General features: G+C 71.8%; 23 protein-coding genes. 11 read left to right on the top strand and 12 right to left on the bottom strand.

Going from position 1 to position 23,867, the window contains the following annotated elements; translation table 11 throughout:
• Window positions 1-182: 182 nt before the first annotated feature.
• A complete protein-coding gene (locus ACRDTB_RS27305) occupies window positions 183-956 on the bottom strand; it encodes an IclR family transcriptional regulator (protein ID WP_431434855.1) in 774 nt (257 codons plus the stop codon).
• A gap of 39 nt (window positions 957-995) precedes the next feature.
• Between ACRDTB_RS27305 and ACRDTB_RS27300 the strand changes: the two genes are divergently transcribed.
• From ACRDTB_RS27300 to ACRDTB_RS27290, 3 genes are read left to right on the top strand one after another with little or no spacing between them, the layout of a single operon-like run.
• Window positions 996-1,898, top strand: coding sequence for an acetaldehyde dehydrogenase (acetylating) (locus tag ACRDTB_RS27300; protein WP_431434853.1), 903 nt, complete (start codon window positions 996-998; stop codon window positions 1,896-1,898).
• A complete protein-coding gene (gene dmpG, locus ACRDTB_RS27295; RefSeq protein ID WP_431434851.1) occupies window positions 1,895-2,920 on the top strand; it encodes a 4-hydroxy-2-oxovalerate aldolase in 1,026 nt (341 codons plus the stop codon). Before ACRDTB_RS27300 ends, dmpG begins: the two co-directional genes overlap by 4 nt.
• A complete protein-coding gene (locus ACRDTB_RS27290) occupies window positions 2,917-3,699 on the top strand; it encodes a 2-keto-4-pentenoate hydratase (RefSeq protein WP_431434850.1) in 783 nt (260 codons plus the stop codon). Before dmpG ends, ACRDTB_RS27290 begins: the two co-directional genes overlap by 4 nt.
• 68 nt (window positions 3,700-3,767) lie before the next feature.
• Here the strand turns inward: ACRDTB_RS27290 and ACRDTB_RS27285 are convergent, their stop codons facing one another.
• Window positions 3,768-4,217, bottom strand: a complete 450-nt coding sequence (locus tag ACRDTB_RS27285) for a pyridoxamine 5'-phosphate oxidase family protein (RefSeq protein ID WP_431434849.1) — start codon at window positions 4,215-4,217, stop codon at window positions 3,768-3,770.
• A 315-nt stretch (window positions 4,218-4,532) separates the two neighbouring features.
• Here ACRDTB_RS27285 and ACRDTB_RS27280 point away from each other — a divergent pair, with 315 nt between their 5' ends.
• The 3 genes from ACRDTB_RS27280 (at window position 4,533) to ACRDTB_RS27270 (ending at window position 7,171) form a co-directional block, all read left to right on the top strand.
• Window positions 4,533-4,673 (top strand): hypothetical protein, encoded by a 141-nt coding sequence (locus tag ACRDTB_RS27280; RefSeq protein ID WP_431434848.1) that lies wholly within the window; start codon window positions 4,533-4,535, stop codon window positions 4,671-4,673.
• A gap of 30 nt (window positions 4,674-4,703) precedes the next feature.
• Window positions 4,704-5,561 (top strand): protein phosphatase 2C domain-containing protein, encoded by an 858-nt coding sequence (locus ACRDTB_RS27275; RefSeq protein WP_431434846.1) that lies wholly within the window; start codon window positions 4,704-4,706, stop codon window positions 5,559-5,561.
• 95 nt (window positions 5,562-5,656) lie between these two features.
• On the top strand, window positions 5,657-7,171 hold the full coding sequence (locus tag ACRDTB_RS27270) for a condensation domain-containing protein (protein ID WP_431434845.1): 1,515 nt from the start codon (window positions 5,657-5,659) through the stop codon (window positions 7,169-7,171).
• A 61-nt stretch (window positions 7,172-7,232) separates the two neighbouring features.
• Here the strand turns inward: ACRDTB_RS27270 and ACRDTB_RS27265 are convergent, their stop codons facing one another.
• Window positions 7,233-10,124 carry a BTAD domain-containing putative transcriptional regulator gene (locus tag ACRDTB_RS27265; RefSeq protein WP_431434844.1) on the bottom strand — a complete coding sequence of 964 codons (2,892 nt, stop codon included), beginning with the start codon at window positions 10,122-10,124 and terminating at the stop codon, window positions 7,233-7,235.
• A gap of 81 nt (window positions 10,125-10,205) precedes the next feature.
• On the opposite strand from ACRDTB_RS27265, the gene ACRDTB_RS27260 reads away from it, so the two are divergent.
• Entirely contained in the window at window positions 10,206-12,239 is a 2,034-nt protein-coding gene (locus ACRDTB_RS27260; RefSeq protein WP_431434843.1) for a serine/threonine-protein kinase, read from the top strand.
• A 141-nt stretch (window positions 12,240-12,380) separates the two neighbouring features.
• The gene (locus ACRDTB_RS27255) at window positions 12,381-13,118 is read left to right on the top strand and encodes a hypothetical protein (RefSeq protein ID WP_431434841.1); all 738 of its coding nucleotides are present in this window, start codon (window positions 12,381-12,383) and stop codon (window positions 13,116-13,118) included.
• Between the two features lie 95 nt (window positions 13,119-13,213).
• On the opposite strand, the gene ACRDTB_RS27250 is transcribed toward ACRDTB_RS27255, so the two are convergent.
• From ACRDTB_RS27250 to ACRDTB_RS27235, 4 genes are read right to left on the bottom strand one after another with little or no spacing between them, the layout of a single operon-like run.
• A complete protein-coding gene (locus tag ACRDTB_RS27250) occupies window positions 13,214-13,894 on the bottom strand; it encodes a response regulator transcription factor (protein ID WP_431434839.1) in 681 nt (226 codons plus the stop codon).
• Between the two features lie 27 nt (window positions 13,895-13,921).
• Entirely contained in the window at window positions 13,922-14,611 is a 690-nt protein-coding gene (locus ACRDTB_RS27245) for a DsbA family oxidoreductase (protein ID WP_431434838.1), read from the bottom strand.
• Window positions 14,608-15,450, bottom strand: a complete 843-nt coding sequence (locus tag ACRDTB_RS27240; protein ID WP_431434836.1) for an MBL fold metallo-hydrolase — start codon at window positions 15,448-15,450, stop codon at window positions 14,608-14,610. Before ACRDTB_RS27240 ends, ACRDTB_RS27245 begins: the two co-directional genes overlap by 4 nt.
• Window positions 15,451-15,463: 13 nt before the next feature.
• On the bottom strand, window positions 15,464-16,528 hold the full coding sequence (locus ACRDTB_RS27235; RefSeq protein WP_431434834.1) for a DMT family transporter: 1,065 nt from the start codon (window positions 16,526-16,528) through the stop codon (window positions 15,464-15,466).
• Between the two features lie 201 nt (window positions 16,529-16,729).
• On the opposite strand from ACRDTB_RS27235, the gene ACRDTB_RS27230 reads away from it, so the two are divergent.
• Window positions 16,730-17,323, top strand: a complete 594-nt coding sequence (locus ACRDTB_RS27230; RefSeq protein ID WP_431434832.1) for a TetR/AcrR family transcriptional regulator — start codon at window positions 16,730-16,732, stop codon at window positions 17,321-17,323.
• Between the two features lies 1 nt (window position 17,324).
• Here the strand turns inward: ACRDTB_RS27230 and ACRDTB_RS27225 are convergent, their stop codons facing one another.
• From ACRDTB_RS27225 to ACRDTB_RS27205, 5 genes are read right to left on the bottom strand one after another with little or no spacing between them, the layout of a single operon-like run.
• A complete protein-coding gene (locus ACRDTB_RS27225) occupies window positions 17,325-17,558 on the bottom strand; it encodes a Rieske (2Fe-2S) protein (RefSeq protein WP_431434830.1) in 234 nt (77 codons plus the stop codon).
• Window positions 17,555-18,451 (bottom strand): iron-containing redox enzyme family protein, encoded by an 897-nt coding sequence (locus ACRDTB_RS27220; RefSeq protein ID WP_431434828.1) that lies wholly within the window; start codon window positions 18,449-18,451, stop codon window positions 17,555-17,557. Before ACRDTB_RS27220 ends, ACRDTB_RS27225 begins: the two co-directional genes overlap by 4 nt.
• Window positions 18,451-19,245, bottom strand: a complete 795-nt coding sequence (locus ACRDTB_RS27215) for a dihydrodipicolinate synthase family protein (protein WP_431434826.1) — start codon at window positions 19,243-19,245, stop codon at window positions 18,451-18,453. Before ACRDTB_RS27215 ends, ACRDTB_RS27220 begins: the two co-directional genes overlap by 1 nt.
• Window positions 19,245-19,781 (bottom strand): DUF6190 family protein, encoded by a 537-nt coding sequence (locus ACRDTB_RS27210; protein WP_431434825.1) that lies wholly within the window; start codon window positions 19,779-19,781, stop codon window positions 19,245-19,247. The genes ACRDTB_RS27215 and ACRDTB_RS27210 overlap by 1 nt, the downstream gene beginning before the upstream one ends.
• The gene (locus ACRDTB_RS27205) at window positions 19,774-20,991 is read right to left on the bottom strand and encodes an aminotransferase class I/II-fold pyridoxal phosphate-dependent enzyme (RefSeq protein WP_431434824.1); all 1,218 of its coding nucleotides are present in this window, start codon (window positions 20,989-20,991) and stop codon (window positions 19,774-19,776) included. Before ACRDTB_RS27205 ends, ACRDTB_RS27210 begins: the two co-directional genes overlap by 8 nt.
• A 997-nt stretch (window positions 20,992-21,988) precedes the next feature.
• Between ACRDTB_RS27205 and ACRDTB_RS27200 the strand changes: the two genes are divergently transcribed.
• Both ACRDTB_RS27200 and ACRDTB_RS27195 read left to right on the top strand, forming a co-directional pair.
• Window positions 21,989-22,660, top strand: coding sequence for a response regulator transcription factor (locus ACRDTB_RS27200; protein ID WP_431434822.1), 672 nt, complete (start codon window positions 21,989-21,991; stop codon window positions 22,658-22,660).
• A 150-nt stretch (window positions 22,661-22,810) separates the two neighbouring features.
• Entirely contained in the window at window positions 22,811-23,827 is a 1,017-nt protein-coding gene (locus ACRDTB_RS27195; protein WP_431434819.1) for an ABC transporter substrate-binding protein, read from the top strand.
• The last annotated feature ends 40 nt before the right edge of the window (window positions 23,828-23,867 follow it).

The raw sequence follows: 23,867 nt of genomic DNA, 5'->3' as shown, positions 1-23,867 counted from the left end.
GGCTCCCACCCCGGCAACAACCGCCACTCCGGATCAGCCAACTCCACCGACACCACCCCAGCCGACTCCCACCGCATCGCGACGACACGCAGCTCCAGCACACCCGCCTCACCCACGCGCACCGCCCATTTCTAGTACTTAGTACGGTACGATACACGAGCCGCCTTTGCCGCAGGGTGTCGTCAGGGTGACGGGTGGCCGGCGCGCAGGGTGCGGGTGATGCCGAGAGCGGCCGTGCGCACAGCGGGCGCGAAGCGGTTGGTGTCGAGGCGGTTGGCCCAGCCGGTGATCGAGACCGCGGCGACCGGCGTGTCCTCGGTGGCGAAGATCGGTGCGGCCACGCACGCGATGCCCACCGTGGACTCCTCGTGCTCCTCGGCGTATTCGCGCTCGCGAACCGTGGCGAGCTCGGCGGTCAGCAGGCGCGGGACGATCACGGTACGCGGGGTCCGGCGGGCGAGCCCGGCGTCGAGGACGGCGGCCAGCCGGTCGGGCGGGGCGAAGGCGAGGATGGCCTTGCCGACCCCGGTGCAGTAGGCGGGCATACGGCCGCCGATGCGGGAGGCCACCTCGGGTCCGCCCCGGCCGTGGAGCTTCTGCACGTAGACGACGTCGGTGCCCTCGGGCACGGCGAGGTGGACGGTCTGCTGGGTCGCCTGGAACAGGTCGGCCAGGAACGGCGCCGCGGCCTCGCGCAGGCCGCGCTGGCGGGGGGCGAGCTGGCCGAGCTCGAACATGGTCATGCCGAGCCGCCAGCCCCCGCGGCCGACCTGTTCCACGGCGTCCCATGTGGACAGTTCGTGCAGCAGGCGGTGGGCGGTGGTCTTGCTGATCCCGGTGCGGCGGCACAGGTCGGCGAGGCTGACCTCGGTGTCGTCCGGCCGGAACGCGGAGAGCAGGGTGAACGCGCGGCCGATGACCGTGCTCGGACCTTTGTCCCGCTGAGTGGAACGCACGGCTTTGATGGTGTCGTGCGCGGGTGTGAGGGTCAACGCATGGACCACAAGGTGAGTGCCGCGATCGTGGGGCCGGGCAACATCGGTACCGACCTGCTGGCGAAGCTGCGGAGCAGCACGGTGCTGGAGGTCGCGTACGTGGTGGGCGTGGTCGAGTCCGACGGCCTGGCGCGTGCCCGCGGGCTCGGGATCGCCTGCTCGACCGACGGTGTGGCATGGCTGTGCGATCAGGATCCGAGGCCGGAGGTCGTGTTCGAGGCGACCTCGGCGCGAGCGCACCTGGCCAACGCGCCGCGCTACGCCGAGGCCGGCATCCAGGCGATCGACCTCACGCCGGCGCACGTGGGCCCGATGGTGGCGCCGCCGGTCAACGGCGCGGAGCACCTGCGCGTCCCGAACGTCTCGATGATCACCTGTGGCGGGCAGGCGACGATCCCGATCGTGCACGCCGTGTCGCGGGTGACGCCGGTGCCCTACGCGGAGATCGTGGCGTCGGTGGCCTCGCGCGGTGCGGGGCCGGGCACGCGAGCCAACATCGACGAGTTCACCCGAACCACCGCGCGTGCGGTGGAGGAGGTCGGTGGCGCCGCCCGCGGCAAGGCGGTGATCATCCTCAACCCCGTGGAGCCCCCGATGATCATGCGGGACACGGTGTTCTGCGCGATCGGCCCGGACGCCGACCGGGACGCGATCTCCGGCTCGGTCCACGAGATGGTCGCGACGGTCCAGGAGTACGTGCCCGGCTACCGGCTGCGCGCCGAGCCGCAGTTCGACGACCCGCGCCCGGACTGGTCCGGCAACGCGCGGGTGGCGGTCTTCCTGGAGGTCGAGGGGAACGGCGACTACCTGCCCCGCTACGCCGGCAACCTGGACATCATGACGGCCGCCGCCGCACGGGTGGGCGAGCTCATCGCCCGCGACCGGCTGGGGGTGCCGGTATGACGCGCCCGGTGCTCGAGCACGCCGTCCGGGTCGTGGACACCACGTTGCGGGACGGCAGTCACGCCATGGCACACCAGTTCACCGAGACGCAGGTGCGCGACACCGTGCGGGCGCTCGACCGGGCCGGGGTCGAGATCATCGAGGTGTCGCACGGCGACGGGATCGGTGGCTCGTCGTTCAACTACGGGTTCTCCGGCACCGACGAGATCACTCTGGTCGCCGCCGCCCGCGAGGAGGCGCGGACCGCGCGGATCGCCGTGCTGCTGGTGCCCGGCATCGGCACCGCCGACGACCTGCGCCGCGCCCACGACGCGGGTGCCCAGGTGGTGCGGGTGGCGACGCACTGCACCGAGGCCGACGTGTCCCCGCAGCACTTCGGGGTGGCCCGCGAGCTGGGCATGGAGACCGCCGGGTTCCTGATGATGGCGCACCTGTCCAAGCCGGAGGACCTGGCCCGGCAGGCGCGGATCATGGTGGACGCCGGATGCCAGGTGCCCTATGTCACCGACTCCGCGGGAGCGCTGCTCATGCACGAGGCGCGGGCGCGGTTCGAGGCGCTCGTCGCGGAGGTGGGCGACGAGGCGTGGGTCGGCTACCACGGCCACCAGAACCTCGGTCTCGGCGTGGCGAACTCGGTGCTCGCGTACGAGGCCGGCGTGCGGTACGTGGACGGGTCCCTGTGCGCGCTGGGCGCCGGCGCCGGGAACTCGCCGACCGAGGTGCTGGGCGCGGTGTTCGACCGGCTCGGCGTGCCCACCGGGTTGGATGTCGCCGCGCTGGTCGACGCGGCCGAGGAGGTCGTGCGGCCCTACCTGCCCCGGTGGCCGAAGATGGACCGCAACGCGATCGTGCAGGGCTGGGCCGGGGTGTACTCGTCGTTCCTGCTGCACGCCGAGCGCGCGGCCGAGCGGTACGAGGTGCCCGCGCACCGGATCCTGCGCCGCTGCGGCGAGTTGGGCTACATCGGCGGCCAGGAGGACATGATCATCGACGTCGCACTCCAGCTGGCGGGTGACCGATGATCGGCGACCCGAAGGCGATGGCGAAGGCGCTGTACGAGGCCCGCCGCACCCGCTGCCCGATCGAGCCGTTCACCGCGACCGAGCCCGACCTGACCATGGACGACGGCTACCGGATCCAGCGCGAGCTGGTCGCCATGCTGCTCGCGGACGGCGACGAGATCGTCGGCTACAAGGTCGGCCTGACCTCCGAGGCGATGCAACGCCAGCTCGGCGTGGACTCGCCGGACCACGGGCCCGTCTTTCGGTCCACTGTGTACCGTGACGGCGCCGAGATCCCGGCCGGGCAGCTGATCGCGCCCCGGGTGGAGGCGGAGATCGCGTTCATACTGGGTGAGCCCCTGCGCGGTCCGGGCGTGACGGTCGCCGACGCGGCGCGGGCGATCCGCGGTGCCGTGGCGGCGATGGAGATCATCGACTCGCGCATCGCCGACTGGCGCATCGGTCTCGCCGACACGGTCGCCGATCTCGCGTCCAGCGCGGCGGTCGTCCTGGCGGACGGGGAGACACCCCTGGACGGCGTGGACAGCCGCCGGCTGGCGGTGACCCTGTCGCGCGACGGCGCCGAGGTGGCCACGGGGGTGGGCGCGGCCGCCCTCGGCGACCCGGTCGCGGTGCTCGCCTGGCTCGCGAACGTCCTCGGCCCGCGCGGCGTCACCCTGGCACCCGGCCAGCTGGTCATGACGGGCGCGCTGCACGCCGCCGTCCCGCTCGCGGCGGGCGACACGTTCACGGCCACCTTCGATCTGCTCGGCGACCTCCACGCCCGGTTCGTCGTGTGACTGCAAAGCCAGGAAGGACGCCTTGCTGACGTCCAACGTCAGCAAGGCGTCCTTCCTGGCCTGTCGGATCAGGGCTGCGGGCTGCTGTAGGCGTGGCGTGGCGTGATGAGCACGGCGGCTCGCCGGTCCTGCGCCATCACCCGGTCGTAGGTGTCCCAGTCGTCGTGCGTGCCGCCGGCGGCCCGGAAGATGTCGCGCAGCAAGCGCCGCAACGCCTCGCCGTCGACGTCGGGATGCGGGTCGTCGGGCCCGATGATCTCCGCGTCACCCTCGACGGTCGCCCATCGCCAGCCCGCCCGGGCGACGATCGTGGCCCAGGGCCGGGTGCGCAGGTTGTGCAGCTTGCGCGTGCCGCCGATGGCGACGAGCCCGACGACCCGCCCGCCGTGCACCGGATGTTCCAGGACGCCGGCGTTGACCACCGACGACTGGACACCGCCGTCGCCGCGGACGGTGTTGACCACGCACAAGCCGTGGTCGAGCGGAATCAGCTCGGCGAAGGTGGCGAGATCAGTCACGATGTGGGTACACCCTTCTCCTCGGGTCGTCTCTGCTCGGCTCGTCGTCCGGAGCCGTGCGTCGCGGTCGCGAGCGCGTCGATCCATCGTTCGAGTCGTCGCGGCATCGCCGGCCCGCTTGACCAGCTCGGCGCACAGTGTCCCGTACGGCAGCCGAACCGGGCGATCGAGTCTCCCTGCCCGGCCACGGCGCTGGAGGTGGTGACGCGGGTCCTGGCGATGGAGCTCGCCATGCGTGCGGCGCATGCGATCGACGAGGCGGGTCGCCCGTGGTCGTTCGCCTAGCCGGCGCCGAGGGGGCCCGGCTGGTCCAACGTGCACCACCGGATCCACACCGGCATCGCACACCGGCTGCGTGGCGGGAGAGGCGACGCCGCCGATGTCCGGCGGCGCGCGGGCCTGTCGGTCCGGTCCGCCCTCGACGAACTGTCGCGAGCCGGCCGGGCCGGCGGCTGACGCTCCACCGGACCGTGCCAGCCTGACGGTATGCGCATCGATCTCGTGAGCGTCGCCGGCGAGGCGGGCCGGGCGAACGAGGACTTCGCCGCGACCGCCGCGGGCGGGCCACCCCATGCCGGCGGCGCCGCTGTGGTGCTCGACGGCGTGACCCCGCCCGCGGACGGCCGGACCGGGTGCTCGCACGGCGTGCCGTGGTTCGCCGCCCGGCTCGGCGGCGCGTTGCTGGAGTCGGCCGTGTCCCGCTCGGACTCGCTCGCCGACTGCCTCGCGGAGGCGGTGGCCCGCACGGCGGCGGCGCACGGGCCGGGCTGCGACCTGTCGCACGCGCATACCCCGCAGGCCACGGTCGCCGCCGCCCGCTGGGACGACGAGCGGGTCGAGTACCTGGTGCTCTCGGATGCCGTGCTGCTGCTGGAGAACACGGCCGGTGAGGTGGAGCCGGTGCTGGACGACCGGCTCACGGAGGTGCGGCACCGGCCCGAGGTGGCCGCGCTGCGGGAGCGGGTCCTCGACCTGCCGGAGGGCTCGGCCGAGCGCGCCGAGGCCCGCCGCGTCCTCGTCCGGACGGTCGACGCGCTGCGCAACACCGACGGCGGGTTCTTCACCGCGGCCGGCGACGCGACGGTGGCCGCCCGCGCGGTGACCGGTACCCGCCCGCGCGGTCAGGTCCGTGCGCTGACCACGCTCACCGATGGCGCCGCGCGCTGGAGCGAGGTCTTCCGGCTCGGCGACTGGGCCGAGCTGTTCGCGACCCTGCGCGAGTCCGGCGCGGCGTCGCTGGTCACGCGGGTGCGTGCCGCCGAGGCCGCCGACCCCGGTGGTGCGGCGTACCCGCGCGGCAAGGCGACCGACGACGCGTCCGCAGTGTTCGTGGAGCTGACCTAGCCAGGGTTCTGCTGAGTCGATGCGGCGCGGGGTCGCCGGCAACACCACTGGGTCTGACACTTTCCAACATTCGGTTCACCGCGTTAGGTGTGTTCATGACGGTTGAGAGGAGCTTCCCGCTCAACGCGGCCCAATTGCGAAACCTGCGGAACTGGGCCGAGTCGGAGCGGGCGGACCGGACGGTCGTCGTGGTCGTGGCACCCACGCGGCCCATGAACCGGGACCGGGCGCGGGCGGCGGTGACCGAGCTGGTCCGGCGGCACCGGGCGCTGCGCAGCCGGCTCGCCGAGGACGCGGACGGCACCCCGGTACAGCAGGTGGTGACCGCGCCCGCCGCCGAGGCCGACCTCGCGCTGGTCGAGACCGACGCCCGGCCGGCCTACGCGCCCGAGCGAGTCGATCCGGCCGAGCGCGCGCTGCGTGGCAGCTTGTACCTCTCCGGCGGACGGGTCGTGCTGGTGAAGCTGTCGCTCTCGCACCTGTTCACCGACGGGTTCGGCGCCCACGCCGTCATCCGCGAACTGCGCCAGCTGCTGGCCGGCGAGCCGCTGCCGGCCGTGCCCCGCCAAGCCGGCGAGGTGGGTGCCGACCCGGCAGCCGTACGGCGCGACACCGAGCGCTGGAAGGGGCTGCTGGGCGCCGCGCCGAGGTCGGTCACCTACTCCGGGGTGGCCCGGGAGGAGTACGAGAAGGCTTGGCTCGCGCGGGTGCCGCTCGACCCGGAGGATGCCGCGCTGCTCACCGCCGCCGGCCGAGGGCTGCGGGTCACGCCCTACGTGCTGTGGGCCACCGCGATCAGCGCGCTGGTGAGCCGGGTCGGCGGGCAGCACCGCCAGGTGTTCCGGTCGACCTACGCCAACCGGTTCGCCGCCGACGACTTCCGCGTGGTCGACCAGCTCGCGCAGGCCGTCTACGTGCCGATCGAGGGCGAGGCGGGGGACAGCCTGCGCACCCGGGCCGAGCGGGTCGCGGTGGTCTCGCTGCGCACCTACCGGCGGGGCCACTACGACGCCAACGAGCTGCTGCGCTGGCTCAACGAGCCGGCGCGGTCGCGCGGCGCGCTGTTCCAGCCAGCGTTCGAGCTCAACTACGTGCCGGCCGCACCCGTCGAGGCTCGCGGTGACACGCCGCCGGCGCCGATGGGTTCCGAGCCGGTCGACGTCCGCGTCGACCCGAGGTCGGCCAAGGCCGACCTCGCGGTGACGGTCTCGCACTTACCCGGCCCGGTCCTCCGGCTCTCCGCGAGGCGTCCGGTCGCCGGCCAGCGCGAGCCCGAGGAGCTGGCGGCGGAGTGCCTCGCGGTGCTGCGGGTGCTGTGCACGAGCCCGGACACGCCGGTCGCCGAGCTGCCGGTCGAGCCGTTCCCGGCCACCGCCGGGCTCCATGCCGGGCACCACGGCGGGGCGCTCGTCGACCTGGACACGACGCGGCGGCTGGTGCTATCGGTACCCGGCATCGGGTCGTGCGAGCTGCAGCCGCGCGGTGACCGGCTTACCGCCCGGGTTACCGCGAACCACCCGGTGGCGGTCCCGGACCTGCTGCGCGAGCTCCGGGACCGCCAGCCGTGGTGGTCCGGGTCCGTGGTGCCGGATGACCTGGTGGTGCGGTGAGGCCAGGAAGGACGCCTTCCAGACGTTGAGCGTCCGGAAGGCGTCCTTCCTGGCTCTGCGACTAGCCGGCGGTCAGCTCGTCGATCCTGGCGCGCACGACGTTCGCCTCCGCGCCGCCGAGCCGGCTGGCCAGCGCGGTCGCCTCCGCGAGACAGATGTCGGCGCGCTCGGACTGGCCGGAGCCGCGCAGCAGCGCGCCCAGCTCGACCAGGGCCGGCGCGAGCCGCGAGTCGAACTGTCCATATCGGAACGCCGAGATCGCCTGTTCGAGATGGTCGATGGCGGCCGCGGTCCGGCCCGCCGCGCTGCGCAGCCGGGCGATGCCCGCCAACGCCGTCCCCTGGATCTCCGGGTTCTTGGTGGCGCCGCCGATCTCGAGCGCGGCCTGGTAGTGGCGGTCGGCGGCGGCCGGCTGGTCGCGCAGCCGCGCCGCGTCCGCCAGTCCATTGTGGGCACCTGCCTCGAGGTCGGCCGCCGCGAGCGGGCCGATCAGCTCGAGCGCGCGGCCGAACAGAGAGCTCGCCTCGTCCAGGTCGCCCAGCTCAGTGCGTTGCCGGCCGAGGTGGACCAGCGCGTTGGCCTGCCCGCGGACGTCACCGACCTGCTCGTAGATGTCGTGCGCGCGGGTCAGGTGCGCGACCACCTCGCCCCGGTGTTGCAGGGACTCGTACACCAGCGCGAGGTTGCCGATGGCGGTCGCCTCGGTCGGGTCGCCGGAGTCGAGCACCTCACCGGCCGCCCACCGCAGGTGGTCCGCCGCGGCGTCCAGCTCGTGGGAGCGGTGCGCGACGGCGCCCATCGCGATCATCGCGCGCGCCTCGGACCTGCGGTCGCCGAAGCGCTGTGCCGCGTCGACGGCCGACCGGCAGAGCTGGCGCCATTCGGTGAGGTAGCCGCGGGGACCGGCGTAGCGCCCGAAGTTGGCCGCGACCCACACCAGGTCGCGCGGCGGGATGAGGTTGCGGCCGGCGGCATCCAGCACCACGGCGGCGAGAGCGGCGCGTTCGGTGTCCAACCAGGACAGTGCCTCGGCGGCCGTGCCGAACCGGGCGGCGGCCTCGGCTCCCGGCAGCAGGTACCGCGCGGGGCGCACGCCGGGCAGCGCCGCGGCGAGGGCGGCGGCGAAGCTGTGCGCGTACCAGCCGGTGAGCCGGCCCAGCGCGTCCTCGCGTACCTCCGGGAGATCGAGCTCCCCGGCGAGGTCCCGGCCGAGCTGGCGCAGCAGGTCGTGCAGCCGCAGGTGGCCGGTGGGGGTCAGGTCCAGCAGGTGCAGGTCGGTGAGCGTCTCCGCCACCGCGTCCGCGGCCCGGCGGGCGGCCCCGAGCATGGCGGCCGCCGCCTGTTCGGGCAGCGAGCGAGCGGCGGCGAGGGACCACAGCCGGAACGCCCGCGCGGCGTCCGGGTCGAGCTGCTGGTAGCTGAGCATGAAGCTGGCCCGCACGTCCAGGTCGCCGAGCGCCAGCTCGTCGAGCCTGGCCCGCTCGTCGGCCAGCCGCTCGGCCAGCATCCGGATCGGCCACTGTGGACGGTTGGTCAGCCGGGCGGCGGAGACCCGCAGCGCGAGGGGAAGGTGGCCGCAGTGGCGGGCGAGCTCCGCGGCCGCCTCGGGCTCGGCCGCGACCCGCTCGGCGCCGAGCATCGACGACAGCAGCCCGACCGCCTCCGCCGCGGGCAGGCCCTCCACCGGCACACGGTCCGTCGCCTCCAGCGCGGCCAGCCGCGAGCGGCTGGTGACCAGCACGGCGCAGCCCGCGTGCCCCGGCAACAGCGGCCGGACCTGGGCGGCGTCCCGGGCGTCGTCGAGGACCACGAGCAGCTCGCGCCCGGCGGTCGCCGAGCGGAACAGCGCGGCCCGCTGCTCCAGGGTGCCGGGGATGCGTGCCTGCGGGGTGCCGAGCGCGAGCAGGAAGTCGGCCAGCACGTCCACCGGGTCGGCAGCGGACAGGGTCGCGAAGAGCTGGCCGTCGCCGAACTCGCCGCGGACGAGGTGGGCGACGTGCACGGCCAGGGTCGACTTACCGCTGCCGCCGGCCCCCGCCACGACGACCACGCGGGGCGCGGCGCCGCGTGCGGTCAGCCGGTCGCACATGGACCGCGCGAGGTCGTCGCGCCCCACGAACAACGGCACGTCCGCCGGCAGCTGGGCGGGCACGACGGGACCGCCGGGCCGGCCCGGCTCCTCGCCGGCCGCGCCGTCGCCGGCGAGGATCGACTCGTGCAGCCGGCGCACCGCCTCGCCCGGCTCCAGGCCCAGCTCCTCGACCAGGCCGGCCCGCAGGTCCCGGTACACCGCGAGCGCCTCCGCGGTGCGGCCGGTGGCGTGCAGCGCCGACATCAGCGACGTGGCGACCTGCTCGTGCGTCGGGTGGTCGGCCAGCAGCGTGGACAGCTCGCCGATCGCCTCGCCGTGCCGGCCCAGGCGGCCGAGCGCGCGGGCACGTTCCTCCCGCGCTCGCAGGTATTCCGCCTCCAGCGTGGGGGTGACCTGCCGGTGCAGCCAGTCGCCGGCGGCGCCGCCGAACGGGTCGCCCCGCCACAGCGCCAGCGCCTCGTCGAGGGTGTCGACCACCCGCGCCCCACCCGCCGAGCTGGCCTCGGCGACGAGCCGGCGGAACCGGAACAGGTCGACCGAGTCCGGCGGCACCTGCATCCGGTAGCCGTGCCGGCCGGCCGTGCCGATCACCACGGACCCGGCGCCCGTCAGCAACCGCCGCAGCCGGGAGACGTAGACCTGCACGGCGTTGCGCGGCTCCTCCGGTGGGCGCTCACCCCAGATCGCGTCGATCAGCCGGTCGGTCGAGACCACGTCGCCGGCGCCGAGCAGGAGCACGGCGAGCACGCAGCGGGGCTGTGCGGCGAGCGAGGCGAGGGGTCGGCCGTCGCGTACCACCTCGACCGAGCCGAGCAGGCGAAACTCGGCGCTCCAGCCGGCGCTGCCCCCACCGTCGCTCACCCGGCACATGATGCCCGACATGCCCGACATCTGCTCGGACCTGCTCACCGGCGTGCGCGGCTTGCGGCAGAATGAGCGCCGATGTCACAGCAGCTGCCCGGCCTCCACGACCTCACCGAGGTCGGTCGTGGTGCCCACGGCGTGGTCTATCGCGCCTGGCAGGAGACACTGCGCCGGCACGTGGCCGTCAAGGTGCTGACCACCAGGCTCGACGAGCACGCCGCGCGCCGGTTCGAGCAGGAGTGCCGGACGTTGGGGGCGCTGTCCGGGCACCCGAACATCGTGACCGTCCACCACACCGGCACCACGCCCGACGGCGATCCGTACCTCGTCATGCCGTACTGCGACCGCGGCTCGCTCGCCGGCCGGACCAGGGACTCGCCGCTCGAGTGGCCGGAGGTGCTCGACGTCGGCGTGCGGCTCGCCGGGGCTCTGCAGACCGCGCACGACGCCGGCATCCTGCATCGCGACGTGAAGCCGGGCAACGTGCTCGTGGACTCCTACGGCAACCCGCAGCTCGCCGACTTCGGCCAGGCCCGCCACGACGACTCGGACCTGACGGGCACCGGCGTCGTGGTCGGCACCCCCGCCTATGCCGCCCCCGAGCTGCTGTGGGGCGGCTCGGCGAGCCAGGTGTCCGACGTGCACTCGCTGGCCGCGACGTTGGTCGCGCTGCTGTCCGGGCGTGGCCCGTACTCGCGGTACCCGGGGGAGAACGTCGCAACCGTGATGTACCGGGTCGTCAACGAGCGACCCGTCGACCTGCGTCCTGCCGGCGTCCCGGACCAGGTGTGCGGCGTGCTGGAGTGGGGCCTGGAGAAGGACCCGGACCGCCGGCCCCCGAGTGCCGCGGTGTTCGGCAAGGCCCTGCAAGGGCTCCAGCACCAACTCGGCCGCGCCGCCAGCCCTCTGATCATCGCCGGCGAGCCGAGCGAACCCCCCACACCATCCCCGGCACCACCCGCCGCGGCACCACCCGCGTCCGCGCCATCCGGGTCCGCGCCGCCCGCGTCCGCGGCGCCCGGCGTGGTGACGTCCGGAGGCGGCCCGCCACTCATCAGCCCGGCAAGTCCGGCGACGTCGGCGAGTCCGGCAGCACGATTCGGCCCGAGCGGCCCGACCCGCCCGCCCGGCACGAACGGCCCGACGAGCTCGCCTGGCCCGACGAGCTCGCCTGGCCCGACCGGCTCGCCTGGCCCGACCGGTCTGCCTGGCCCGCCCCGTCCGCCCGGCCCGTCCGGCCCGACCTGGCCACCCCAGTCGCGGCCGCCAGGCTCGGCACCACCCGGCCAACCCGGTCCACTGGGCCCACCCGGACCGGCGGCCGGGCCCGTTCCGTTCCCACCAGCCAAACCTGCGGGCCCGGGCCGCCGCGGCCTCCTGCTGGCGGCCGCCGTCGCGGCGCTCGTCGTGGTCGTGACGGTGACCCTGGTCCAGGTGCTCGACGACGACGGCGGGCCGCCGGCGGCCGGGTCCGCGGACACGGAGCGCCTGCTGCTCACCGAGGCCGACTACGACATCCGGGACCTGCGGCCACTCCAGGAGCTCCGGCCGATCTTCACCCAGCTCATCGGCCAGCCCGGCGAGCGTCCACAGGGGACAGACCTCGCCCGGTGCCTCGAGCTGCCGATCTCCGGGGTCGTGACCTGGCAGCCGTCCGCGGTGTACGCGCAGGGCACCCCGCTGTCGGTGTCGACCGGGCCGCCCAAGCCGTTCTCCGTGGCGCAGTCCGCCGGGCTGATCATGGACAGTCCGGCGGACGCCGAGGCCATGGTGACCAGCTGGACCGACGCGCGGATCGACAAGTGCATGCTGAACATCATCCAGGCCGGCGTGGGCCTCGTCGGCGGCCGCGCGGCCCCGGTCATCAGCGGCCTGGACTTCAAGGACCTGCCGCGGCCCGAGGGGGACCGGAGCTACCTCGGCAAGCGGGTCGTGGTGCCGCTGAACTCGACCGAGCCGCCGGAGCCGATCGGCGTCCTCCACATCGACATCGAGATCATGACCGAGGGCAGCTCGGTCGTCATCGCCGTGGTGCAGCACTTCCCCCACACGCCGGCGGCGTCCGTGCACCGGGCGACCGTGGCCGCGATGGCGGGCAAGCTCACCGCATAGCCGCCGGCACCGCGCGCGGACCTTGCGGTTTCCTGACGCTCCGGGCCGAAGCGCCCTTCCGAACGCGCTCCGTGGCACACAATCGGGCCAGTCGCGCGCGGGCGGACGAGAGCGTCGTGCGGAGGGTGAGGCCCTGAGTCGGTGCACACGGAATTCAACGTCGAGACGTGGCAGCTGTACGGAACCGCGGTGGTGGTCCCGAACGGCTCGCTGGACACCGGGAGCTACGGTACCCTCCGCGGCGCGGTGATGGAGGTAGCCAGCGACGAGCCGCGCGCGGTCATCGTCGACCTCGATCGGCTCTGGATCGACGGTACGTCAACGTTGAAGGTGTTCGGCACGGTCAGCTCGGAGCTGGCCATCTGGCCCGGCCTCCCGCTGCTGCTCGTCACCACCGACGTCTCGCTTCGCCAAGCGTTCACGAGCACGCCCATGCGCCATGGCATCCCCGTCCATGGCAGCGTCGAGGCGGCGGTCGACGCGGTCGGCGAACCGCCGCCACGCAGGATCGCTCGGCTCGCGTTGCCCAACAGCTGGGCCAATGTCGAGCTGGCGCGGGACTTCGTGCGCGAGTGCTGCGAGCGGTGGGGCGTCGACGCCGACCGGGCGACGGACGCGATGTGGATCGCGAACGAGTTCGTGCGGAGCACGATGAAGTACACCTGCGGTCCGCCAACCATTCGCGTGGAGTCGCGCCGGGATCTGCTGACCGTCGCCGTGTACGACGAGAATCCCGGGCTGTTCGAGCAGGCGAGCACCGGCTCGCCGGAGGGCGACACCCGCGGGCTCTCGGTCGTCGTGCACATCTGCCACGCCTGCGGCCTGTCGCGGACGACGTCGGGCGGCAAGGTGGTGTGGGCGGCCGTGCGCCGGCGATGACCGTACGGACCGGCCGGCTGCCGAGCACTATTCAAAACAGGCCCGCCGCGTGCCCGGGCGCTGCTGATCCGGAGTGTTGTGAATAGTGCTCCGGCTCAGGCGGAGAACCGCACCGAGCCGTCGGGACGCATGAGGCCGGTCTCGTACGCGTAGATGGCCGCGCTCACCCGGTTGCGTGCGCCCAGCTTGCTCAGCAGGTTCTGCACGTGCGACTTCACCGTGCTCTCGCCCAGGCCCAGGCTCGCCGAGATCTCCGCGTTGGTGTGGCCCTTCGCCAGCAGCAGCAGGACGTCGCACTCGCGGGTGGTCAGGGTGTCGCCGTTGTGGGTCGCGTCCGGGCGCACCGGTTGCGCGCCGCCGTCGTCGTCGCGGGGCCGGGAGCTGATGCTGTGGCCGGCGGCGACCAGGCGCACCGCGGACACGAACTCCTGCTCGCTGGTGGTCCACGGCAGGGAACCCGCGGAGGCGCAGCGCAGCGCGAGCGTCGCCGGGATGCCGGTGCCGCCGATCGTCAGGGCCCGGATCGGCCACCCCGGCGCCGCGGCCGTGAGCTTGCTGAGCACGATCGTCGGGTCGTTGGCCTCGGTGAACACCACGATGTCGGGTGTGGGGCCGGACGACAGCGCCGCGGCCGCCTCGTCGCAGTCGGCGGCCTCGCCGACGATCCGCAACCCGTCGGCCGTCGCCAGCGCGTTGCGCAGCGCCGTCTTGGTGATCCAGTGGTTGTCCAGCAACAGGATCCCGGCCTCGGCCCGGTTGCCGTTGGTGTCGTCCATCGTCCTCGCAGCCTCTCCAGCGCCGTGTCAGTTCGCCGCGCGCTTGAGCAGTTCGGAGAAGACGGTGGGATCGTCGTGGGTGACCACCGGCCAGCCGACGCCGTAGTCACCCTCCCATCGCACCTCGATGCCGGGGTTGGCGTAGTCGGTGCCGTCCGGGAGGAACAGGTGCGGGCTGCAGTTGATGCGCTCGGTCGCGGAGATCGCGGCGTCGGCGGACAGCGCCCGGCGAGCCCGGCCGTCGTCGAGTGCCTCGGCGAGCGCCGCCGTGTCCACCACGCCGGTCGCGGTCGCGGCGTCCATGATGACCTTGCGGTTGCTGATGCAGCGGGACTCCGCCCAGAACGCCCGGCGCAGTGCGCGGTCGAGCTGCTCGGCCGCGGCGAGGCTCTGCGCCTTCGCGGCGATGACCGCCTCGAGCGCGGGCAGCGTGGTCGAGGGGAACAGGTATTCCTTGTCCTGCCACAGCTGCCAGCCGGCGGCGGGTTCCTGCTGGCCCATCCGCCCGACCTCGCTGTCGGTGCCCGACCGCGGGCTCGGCGCGTCGTTGAGGAGCTCGAGTGGGAACGCCCGCAGGTCGAAGCGAACCTGGCCGGTGAGGCCGAGCCGCTCCCGAGTGCTGTGCAGGCGGTGGATCGCGATGTGCGCGAAGGAACACCAGATGTCGGAGAAGACGGTGATGACGCCTGGTGGTGGGGTCGGGTCGGTCTCGGTCACTTCGCTCCCTGCGGCTCGGTGTCGGTCGAATTCGCGGTGGCCGCCTCGTAGCGGTCGAGCACGGCCTCGACCTCGAGGTCCTCGTCGGGCAGCCACGGGTCCATTGCGGGCACCGCGCGGACGGTCTCCACGAGCTCGCCGGTCCGGGCGGACGCGGTGGGGGCGTGCGAGCTCAGCACGCTGCCCGGGTCCAGCGCGGTGAACTCGCCGAGCATGCGGTCCCACTTCTCCTGGTCGGCCATCGCGGTCCAGGGCGCGTTGGCCCGGGTGAAGGTCGCCATGCCGTCGAGGTACTCGGTGCGGTCCGCGTCGATCGCGTTGTCCACCATCGCCGGCAGGACGGTGCCGAAGCTGTCGGCCGCGAACAGCGCGTCGGCCACGTGGTCGTACATGGCGAGCGTCGACGGCGAGTCGTACGAGGGCGGGCGCACGAAGCTGACGGTGCGGTCGCCCAGCTCCACCGTGCGGCCGGGGTTGACCGTGCGCACCCGGTGCTGCGGCACATCCCACTCCTCGCCGAGCCGCGACACGGCCAGCCCGTTGGTGACCACCGTGGCGTTGGGCGCGGCCATCAGGATCTCCTTGAGGTTGCCGCAGTGGTCCCGGTCGTCGTGGGTGATCACGACCCAGCGCAGGTCCATGGGGTCGACGAGCGACCACAACGCTTCCTCGAAGTTGCCGCGGTCGATCGCGAGCCCGGTGTCCACCAGGACCGGCTGCCGGGCCGAGATCAGGAAGGCGTTGACCGGAAGCAGACCGAGCGAGCCCAGCGGCACGTGCGAGGGCAGGGTGTGGATGTCGGAGGTGGCACGGTAGGTCTGGCGCAGGTTGGCAGGCATCTGCTCTCCGGTGTCAGGTGAGCTGGACGAGGACCGACCCCAGGAGGAGCAGGGCCAGCCCGGCGACACGGCGTCCGGTGAGGGCGCGCTTGGGCATGCGGAACAGTCCGAAGTGGTCGATCACGGCCGAGAACAGCTGCTGGCCCGTCACGGTGAGCGCGATCGTGGTCGCCGCGCCGATCTCCGGGATCATCAGGAAGGTCACAACGACGTAGGAGGCCGCGCACAGGCCACCGAGCCAACCCCACCACGGCATCGTCGCGAGCGGCTTGACCTGCGGGGTCGGCGTGCGCTTCGTCGCGACCAGGACGGCCGTCACGATCGCGATGGACAGCGTGGCGACGATGAAGCTGATCATCCCGACGGTGAACGGCGCGTCGATGTCCAGCTTCAGCTTCCCGTTCACGGCGCCCTGGATGGGCAACACCGCACCGGCGATGATGCCGAGCGCGATCCACGCCATGCCGCTGACGCTCGTCGCGGCGGCGGCCGGCTGTGCCATCGCACCCAGCGACTTGCCGCCCCGCGTACTCGCCGACCGGTCCGCGTCCTCTTCGGACTTCTCGCCGGACTCCTTGGCAGACTCCTTGGCAGAGTCCGGTTTGTCGGCCGGCGTGGCCGGTGCGGCGGCGGGCTTGCGCTGCCGGATGATCAGCGTGATGCCGATCAGCACGGCGACCACACCCAGCACGATGCCGATCGTCAACGACTTGCGCGGCACGCCGATCAGCCCGAAGAGGTCCAGGCCCAGCGAGGCCAGCACCTGCCCGGTCACGAACAGCCCGACTGCGGCCAGCGCACCGAGTCTCGGGAACAGCAGGATGCCGCTGGTGATGTAGAGCGGGCTGGCGAGCCCGCCCAGCAGGTGCCACCAGGTCACGTCCGGCACGAGCGAGACCACGCCGATGGTGCCGACGGCGAGGGCGACGATCGCCAGCGCCACGGCCGCCACCGCCAACTGCAGGGTCGAGGCGCCGTACGGCGTCTTGACGGCGCCGCTGAGCTGAAGGTTCACGGAGGTCTGTACCGCGAGGAGGCAGCCGACGAGAAGTGTCGTCGCCAGAAGTGCCACGTACATGATCCACCTTGCTGTCGGTGAAGCGGACACCGGGACCACTTATGCCCCGGCACAGCGTAGCCTTAAAGTGGACATGACGTCCACATAACGCACGCGTAGGCTGACGACATGGTCAAACACGGTCGACCACCGACGTCCGGCGAAGGTCCGGACTCGGTATCGGCCGTCCCCGTCTCGGGGGGCCGGGCTTGGCGTGCGGACGTGACCAACCTGCTCGAGGACCGGTCCGGCGCCCGGGCCGAGCGGGCCGACGCGGCGCGCAACCGGGCCAAGGTGCTGAAGGCCGCCGAGCGGGTGTTCGCCGAGCGCGACCCGCGGACGGTCACGATGGTGGACATCGCGCGCGCCGCGGGTGTCGGCCGCGCCACGCTCTACCGGCGCTATCCCGATCCCGCCTCGGTCGCGGTCGCGCTCCTCGACGAGCACGAGCGGCAGCTCCAGGAGCAGCTGATGTTCGGGTCGCCGCCGCTGGGCCCGGGCGCACCGCCCGGGACCCGGCTCGCCGCGTTCTACCACGCCATGATCGACCTGCTGGACCGGCACCTGCACCTCGCGCTCGGCGCCGAGACGGGCCAGCCCCGGCTCGCGACGGGCGCGTACGGGTTCTGGCGCACGCACGTGCGGGAGCTCGTGCGTGCGTCGGGCGTCGGCGACCCGGACGCACTCGCGGACGTGCTGCTCGCGCCGCTCGCGCCGGAGGTGTACCGCGCCCAGCGCGACGAGGCCGGCCTCACCAAGGCGCGCATCGCCGACACGCTCGCCCTGCTGGCCCAGCGCCTGCTCGGCGTCCACTGACCTATTCGGACTCGAGCACGGACACACGCAAGCCACCGCAGGCGGGCCCGGACAGTCGCTCCCCGGTGCGCAGGTCGAACGTGGAGTGGTGCAGGGGACAGGTGATCGTCATCCGGCGGGTGTTGACGAAGCCGAACCGCAGCCGGCCCTTGCGGTGCGGGCACGCGCTCTGCGCGCGGACCCGCAGCGTGCCCGTGTCGATCTCGATCTCGTCCGCGCTGACCTGCCTGATCATGACGCCACCGGGTCCACCGCGCGGGCCCGCGCGGCCGCGGCCTCGGTCGCGGCCGCGACCACCTCGCTCGTCATCGTGACACCCGCCCAGACCTTGGGCAGGTCGAGTGGGCGCTCCAGCTCCAGCGCGCGGATCGACGCCTGCATCTGCTTGCTGTGGAACGTGTCGATGTAGAGGTGCTCGGTGTAATACCGGTCGTTCTCGATGCCCAGCCGCTCGGCCGCCGCGGCGTAGCACTTGAAGGCGTACAGCACGCTCGACTCGAAGTAGGCGTAGCCGCCGAGGAAGTACTCCGGCGCGGGCGCCCGCTCGGCGAACCAGTGGAAGAGGTTGACGTAGGCGAAGCACTCATCGGGCGCGATCCGCACGTAGTGCTCGAGATCGGTGGGCAGCCCGAGCTCGGTGACGAGCTTGGTGTAGAGCTGCGCGTGCTCCTGGTCGTCGTTGCCGCAGCCGAACTCGTCGATCAGCACCCGCAGCACGGCGGTGCGTGCCTTCGGCGGTAGTCGCCGGATGATGCCGAGGTGCGACTGCGACTCGACGAGCCCGTCCACCGCGAAGTCCGCGACGATGGAACGGAACTGGGCCAGCGAGGTGTCCTGCGCGATGAACCGCTCGTCGTCGCTCGGCCCGCCGCGCTCCTCCGTGTCGAGCAGCTCGTGCAGGGCCGCCATCAGGTCCTCGCGGGAACCGAAGTCCGGTGCGTCCTCCTCCGCGCGCCGGGCGAGCGGGATCGCCCACTCGCGTTCGATGTCGAGCTGGTCGGCGTAGCCCGCGACGTCGGGGGCCGTGCGGTTGTGGATGTAGAGCCGCCGCTGCGGGCCGTCGCCGGTCTCCGCTTTCATCTCCGCTTTCATCTCCGCTTTCATCTCCGCTTTCATGACTGCGTTCATCACCGCTCCCGGATCTCGTCGACCGTGTACGCACTGCCGATGACGCCGCGGGTGTGCAGCTCCTCCTTGACGCAGCGGTACCAGTCGTCGGTGAAGATGCCGAATCGCTTGCAGAGCTCGTCGATCTCATCCTGCCGCTCGGGGCAAGGGTCGGCGAGCATCGCGTTGCAGGCCGCCGGCTCGAGGTTGGCCAGCGGCCCGATGAGACCCGCCACGCCGCGGGCCTCCAGCAGCAGGTTCTCCCAGCCCTCGAACACCGGCACCGCGTGGTCCGCGGCGAGGAGGCGCCGGGTGACGTCGACCGAGCCGCTGGACTCCTTGATGCCCACCACGCCGGGCAGGTCGAGGATCCGCAGCAGGGTCTCGGGTTCGATGGTGTTGGCGGACTTGATCGACTCGTTGTAGACGAACAGCGCGACGTCGAGCGAGTCGCGCAGGACCTGGTAGTGCCGGAGGATCTCGGCCTGCGTCACGTCCGCCCCGAAGGGCGCGCCGACCACCACGGCCGACGCGCCCAGCCTCTCCGCGAGCCGTGCCCGCCGGACGACCTGGCCGGTCTCCGGCAGCAGGATCCCGGCCAGCACGGGCAGCCCACGCGAGTGCGCGACAGTCGCCGCGACCGCGTCGTGCCACTGCCGCTCGGACAGCTTCTCGCCCTCGCCCGAGCTCAGCGCCGGCATCAGCGCGGTCACGTCCCGGTGCACGTACCCCACCAGGCTGTCCACATCGGACTCGCTGACCGCGCCGTCCGCGCCGAGCGGCGTGACGAGGGGAACGATGGTGCCCGCGTACATCAGAGGTCCTCTCCCGCGACGCGCAGCGCGAGGGAGCGCGCGTACAGGCGTTCCAGGCCGGCGGGGAAGCGCGTGTCGTCCGCGGACCGCGGGGCACGCACCGGTAGCCCGGGCAGGTCTAGCAGGCGCGGGTTGATGGTGACGAGCTCGCCGTCGCGAGACAGCGCCATGCCGACGGTGAGCCGGTCCACGAAGTCCAGATCGGACAGGTCGGGGGTGCGGAGCGCGACCGCCACGTCGCGCTCGCTGTACGCGACGCGGTGGATCGCCATGTCGGTGTGCAGCGTGTCCATGAAGGGGTAGTAGTCGTCCTGCTCGGCGCGGGAGTAGCGCCACACCAGCGCGTCGCAGCGGCCGACCTGCTCGAGGCTCATGACCACCGACTGGCCCAACCGCTCGACGAAGAAGTTCTTGCAGGCCAGGCGAACGTCCTCGGCGCGGGCGTGCATCCCCATGAACACCGAGGAGTCGACGAACGTCCCGGTGGCGTGGTCAGCGGTGTGGTGGGCGGTGTGCTGGGCGACCGTGTCAGTCATGGCTGAGCAACACCTCCCGCATCGCCGCCATCGCGTCGGCGAACTGGTCGGGCCGGCGCGCCAGCGCGATGCGGACGTACCGCTCGCCGCGCTCCGGTGAGTCCCAGTGGAAGTACGTGCCGGGCAGCAGGTAGATCTCGTGCTCGAAGAGGTAGGCCTGCAGGTCGGTCGCGGTCACGTCCGAACCTGCGATGCGGAACCAGGCGACGCTGGTGTCGACGATCGGCTCCTGGTACTCCAGCATCGTCCCGTCCAGCATCTCCCGCGCGGTGCGCCGGTTCTCACGGATGACCTCGGCGACCGAGGCGAAGCCGTCCGCGATGGAGTCCTCCACGTACCGGGTGAGGAAGTTGAGCACGAAGGGGGAGACGTTGAGCAGCACGGCGGTGTGGATGTTGTAGATGTCCTCGCGGATGTCCTCGCTCGCGGTGAGCATCGCCGCCTTGGCGTCCTGGACCGGCCACGTCTTGCCGGTGTCCTCGATGGCGAGGTAGCTGACCCCCGACTCCTCGAGCATCCGGTAGATGTCGACGCGGTCGAGGTCGTCGGAGCACAGGACGAAGGACGCGAAGCAGAAGTCCATGATCAGCAGCTTGCCGGAGTCCTTGCAGAACCGGATCAACTCGGCGAAGCCGTCCTTGCCGTCCTTCAACAGCGTGAAACCGGTGGGGTTGTTGGGATCGACGACGTAGATGGCATCCGTCGACACGGCCGACATCCGCCGATGGATCGAACCGACGTCGTGCAGCGACTCCTCGGGGAACGAGTCGAGCTTCACGCCCATGTGCTTGAGCAGGTCGACCAGATTGTCGAAGCACGGCGTCACCAGGGAGACCGACATGTCTCGCTTCTGGAGGTACATCGCGGCGACCATCGTGGCCACGCTGGCCGAGTAGGACAGCAGCGTCTTGGCCATGGCCGCGGCCGTGGGTTGCTTGTGTAACCGGAAGAACGCGTCGAGGAACCGCTCCTCGGCCTCGGACTGCAGGCCGTTCTCCGACTCGTACCACAGCTCGGGGAGGCTCGCGACGATCTCCCGCTGCGCGTCCGACTGGCGCTGGTGGGTGTGCGCGTCGGCGAGGTTGTACGTGGTCTTGAGGGCCTGAATCTCGTGTTGGGTGAGATCGACGAACTGGCTCACGTCCGGCAGGAACGTGTCTCGGGCGAACACATCGTCCACAATGGCCGCGAGGTTGTCGTCACTGATCATCTGGCAGGGTCTCCATTCGTGTCCGCGTGCGTGGGAAGCGGTTGGGAACGGAAAGCAGGGCGTCGCCATCGTCGTCAGATGGGCAGCACGCGACCGGGTCAGCGACCGATCACGGCCGCCGCCCTGCTGACGATTCGATGGGTTGCGACTGAGCTAGGGAGACTGGGTCGTCTCAGCGGGGCCGACCGGCTCAATGCCCATAAATTCCCCGATCACGCAACTCGTGATGTTGCCATACGGCGATCGAGAATAAGGACGAAAGCAAACGGGAGTCCACCCACCGTTGTGACGATTTTCGTTCATCAGTTCGGCCGACACCGTTCGGCGCGGAGCCGAAAGGCGCCGGTGCTTCCGGAGGGTCCGGGTGGAAGCCGGGCGACGCGCGTGGCGACCTGGTGTCATCGGCGCCGGGATTCTCGCTGGCCGGCGGGCGCACCCTGGTTCGTCGTGGGCTCTTACGCCGAGTCGTTTACACCGCAACTATCATCCGACGCTCCGCCGAATGACGGATTCGCCCAACGGAAACGGCTTTCCGGCGCATCGCGAACGGTCCGGCCAAGTGGTTGAACCAATTGGCCACGGTTCCAAGCGGCGGCCGCGGCGGCGCGGGGCGGCGGGAGCCGGGACGCGCTCCGCGGTGCCGGGCGCATTCGCCGTCGACCTGCCGGACGACCGTCCGGGCCGGCGGGCCGGTATCATCGCTGCTGTTGCCCGTCGGGGGCGGCCCAGCTGGACTTTCGGATGTCCGGGGTGGGCCGGAATGACTGATTCGACCCGAGGGCACGACTCCGCCGAAATGATGAGACGGCCTCCGCAAAACGGGTAGGTCATCCGGCGATCGTACGAGTCGAATTCCGTCTTTTCGCTAAGCCCAAAGGCGGTTGTGCCGGGTTGGGTTCTGGTGCAGTCTGCTCCTGCTTATGCACACAGCGCCATTACGGGGTGACTCGACGCAGTGGATCGCGAGCGGAAGACAGAGCACGAGGAGCCGGCGCGTGTGCTCTTGCTCGACGAGCACTGGATCACGCGCGCGGCGCTCCGCGGGGCTCTCGCGAATGCCGTGGATCTCGAGATCATGGCCGAGGCGACGGACTGCGACGAGGCGATCGCCAGGTTGTGCACCGGCGGGCTCACCGCCGACGTGCTCGTCTTCACCGGTGCCACGGACCCGGCGAACCTGTGCTACCGCCTGGCGGACGAACTGCCGCAGTGGCCCGTTCGGCTGCTGATGATCGGCGGTGAGGTCTTCCCGGATTCGTTGGGGCGCCGGTATTCCGCGATGGGCTGGGGTTGGCTTCCGCAGTCCGCGGCGGAGAAGCACTTCATCGCGGCCGCGCGGCTCATCGCCGCGGGACACTGCATCGCGCCCGGACCGTCGACCGCCGGCAACGGCCGGTTCACCAACCTGGTCGCCCAGCTCACCGCCCGTGAGCTCGACGTACTGCGGCTGCTCGCGGAGGGCTGCACGAACGCCGAGATATCGGCGCGACTGCAGCTCGGCGAGAGCACCGTCAAGTCGCACGTGCAGAACCTGCTCAACAAGCTGGGTGCGCGAAACCGGGTGAGTGCGGCGATCTACGCGTACGAGATAGGTCTCGTCCACCTGGAAAGACAGACAGGGCAACGAACATCGCAGGGTGAGGACCCGTGCCATCTGGTAAGCGGATGAAGCTCGTGCGGTGCCACGAATCCAGCGTCAGGATGTGAGGCGGGGCTCAACAGACTATTCATCTCACCGCCAACGGTCTGAGCCGGACGCCGCACGCGAGAACAGGCTCAATCGTTTGAAACTTCCGTCTTCCCAATTCTGGAGTCTATTGTGAACAGTCGTCCTAGCCGCCTCCTCACCGGCCTCGTGTGCGCTCTCGCCCTGGTCGGCGTGGCGGCGACCGCCGGTTGTACCGATGAAAGCGGCGGATCCGAGGAGAGAATCACGCTCGGGTACGGCGCCTTCCCGGGCTGGTTGCCGTGGAAGGTCACCGAGGAGCAGGGCATTTTCGAGGAGAACGGGGTCAACGTCGAGCTGAAGTACTTCGAGAGCATCACCGACGGCAACAACGCCATGGCGAGCGGCGCGCTCGACGCCAACAACCAGACGCTCAACGACACGCTGTCGCTGCTGTCCGGCGGCGCGAAGCCGCACAAGATCGTCACGATCAGCGACACCTCCACCGGTGCCGACCAGCTCATCGCCCGGCCGGGCATCGGCAGCCTCAACGACCTCAAGGGCAAGAAGATCGCGGTCGAGGAGGGCATCATCAGCCACTACTGGCTAGCCCTCGTCCTGGAGGAGGCCGACCTCACCTTCGACGACGTCCAGCTCGAGTTGCTGACGACCGACGCCGGCACCGCCGCGTTCGTGAACGGCCAGGTGGACGCCGTGGTGAACTACCCGCCTTTCACCACCACCGCCCTGGAGCGTGAGGGCGCGCGGGCGATCTCGACCACCGCGGAGTTCCCGAACGCCTGCTCGGACCACCTCGCGGTCTCGGACGAGCTGATCAAGAACCGGCCGGACGACGTGCAGGCCCTCGTGAACAGCTGGTTCGACACGCTCGACTGGATCAACGACAACAAGCAGGCCGCCAACGAGATCCTGGCCGAGCAGGCCGGCGTCCCCGCCGAGGACTACGACAGCTACGCGGCGGGCCTGTCGATGTCGACCCTGCAGCAGAACATCGACGCGTTCACCCCGGGCACCACGCCCAAGAACCTCAACTTCCAGGCCGACGACATCTCGGACTTCCTCACCGACACCGGCCTGGCGGAGCGGCGGCCGGAGACCGAGGGCCTGATCGTCGACACGTTCGTCAAGGCGGCGGCGGCGGAACGGTGAGAACACCCGTCGACGTGGACCGCGTCGCCGACCCCCCGGT

The organism is Actinophytocola sp., from assembly GCF_050699935.1.
Lineage (GTDB): Bacteria > Actinomycetota > Actinomycetes > Mycobacteriales > Pseudonocardiaceae > Actinophytocola.
The sequence above is the reverse complement of the archived record's forward strand: the minus strand, read 5'-3'. Positions and strand labels throughout refer to the sequence as shown.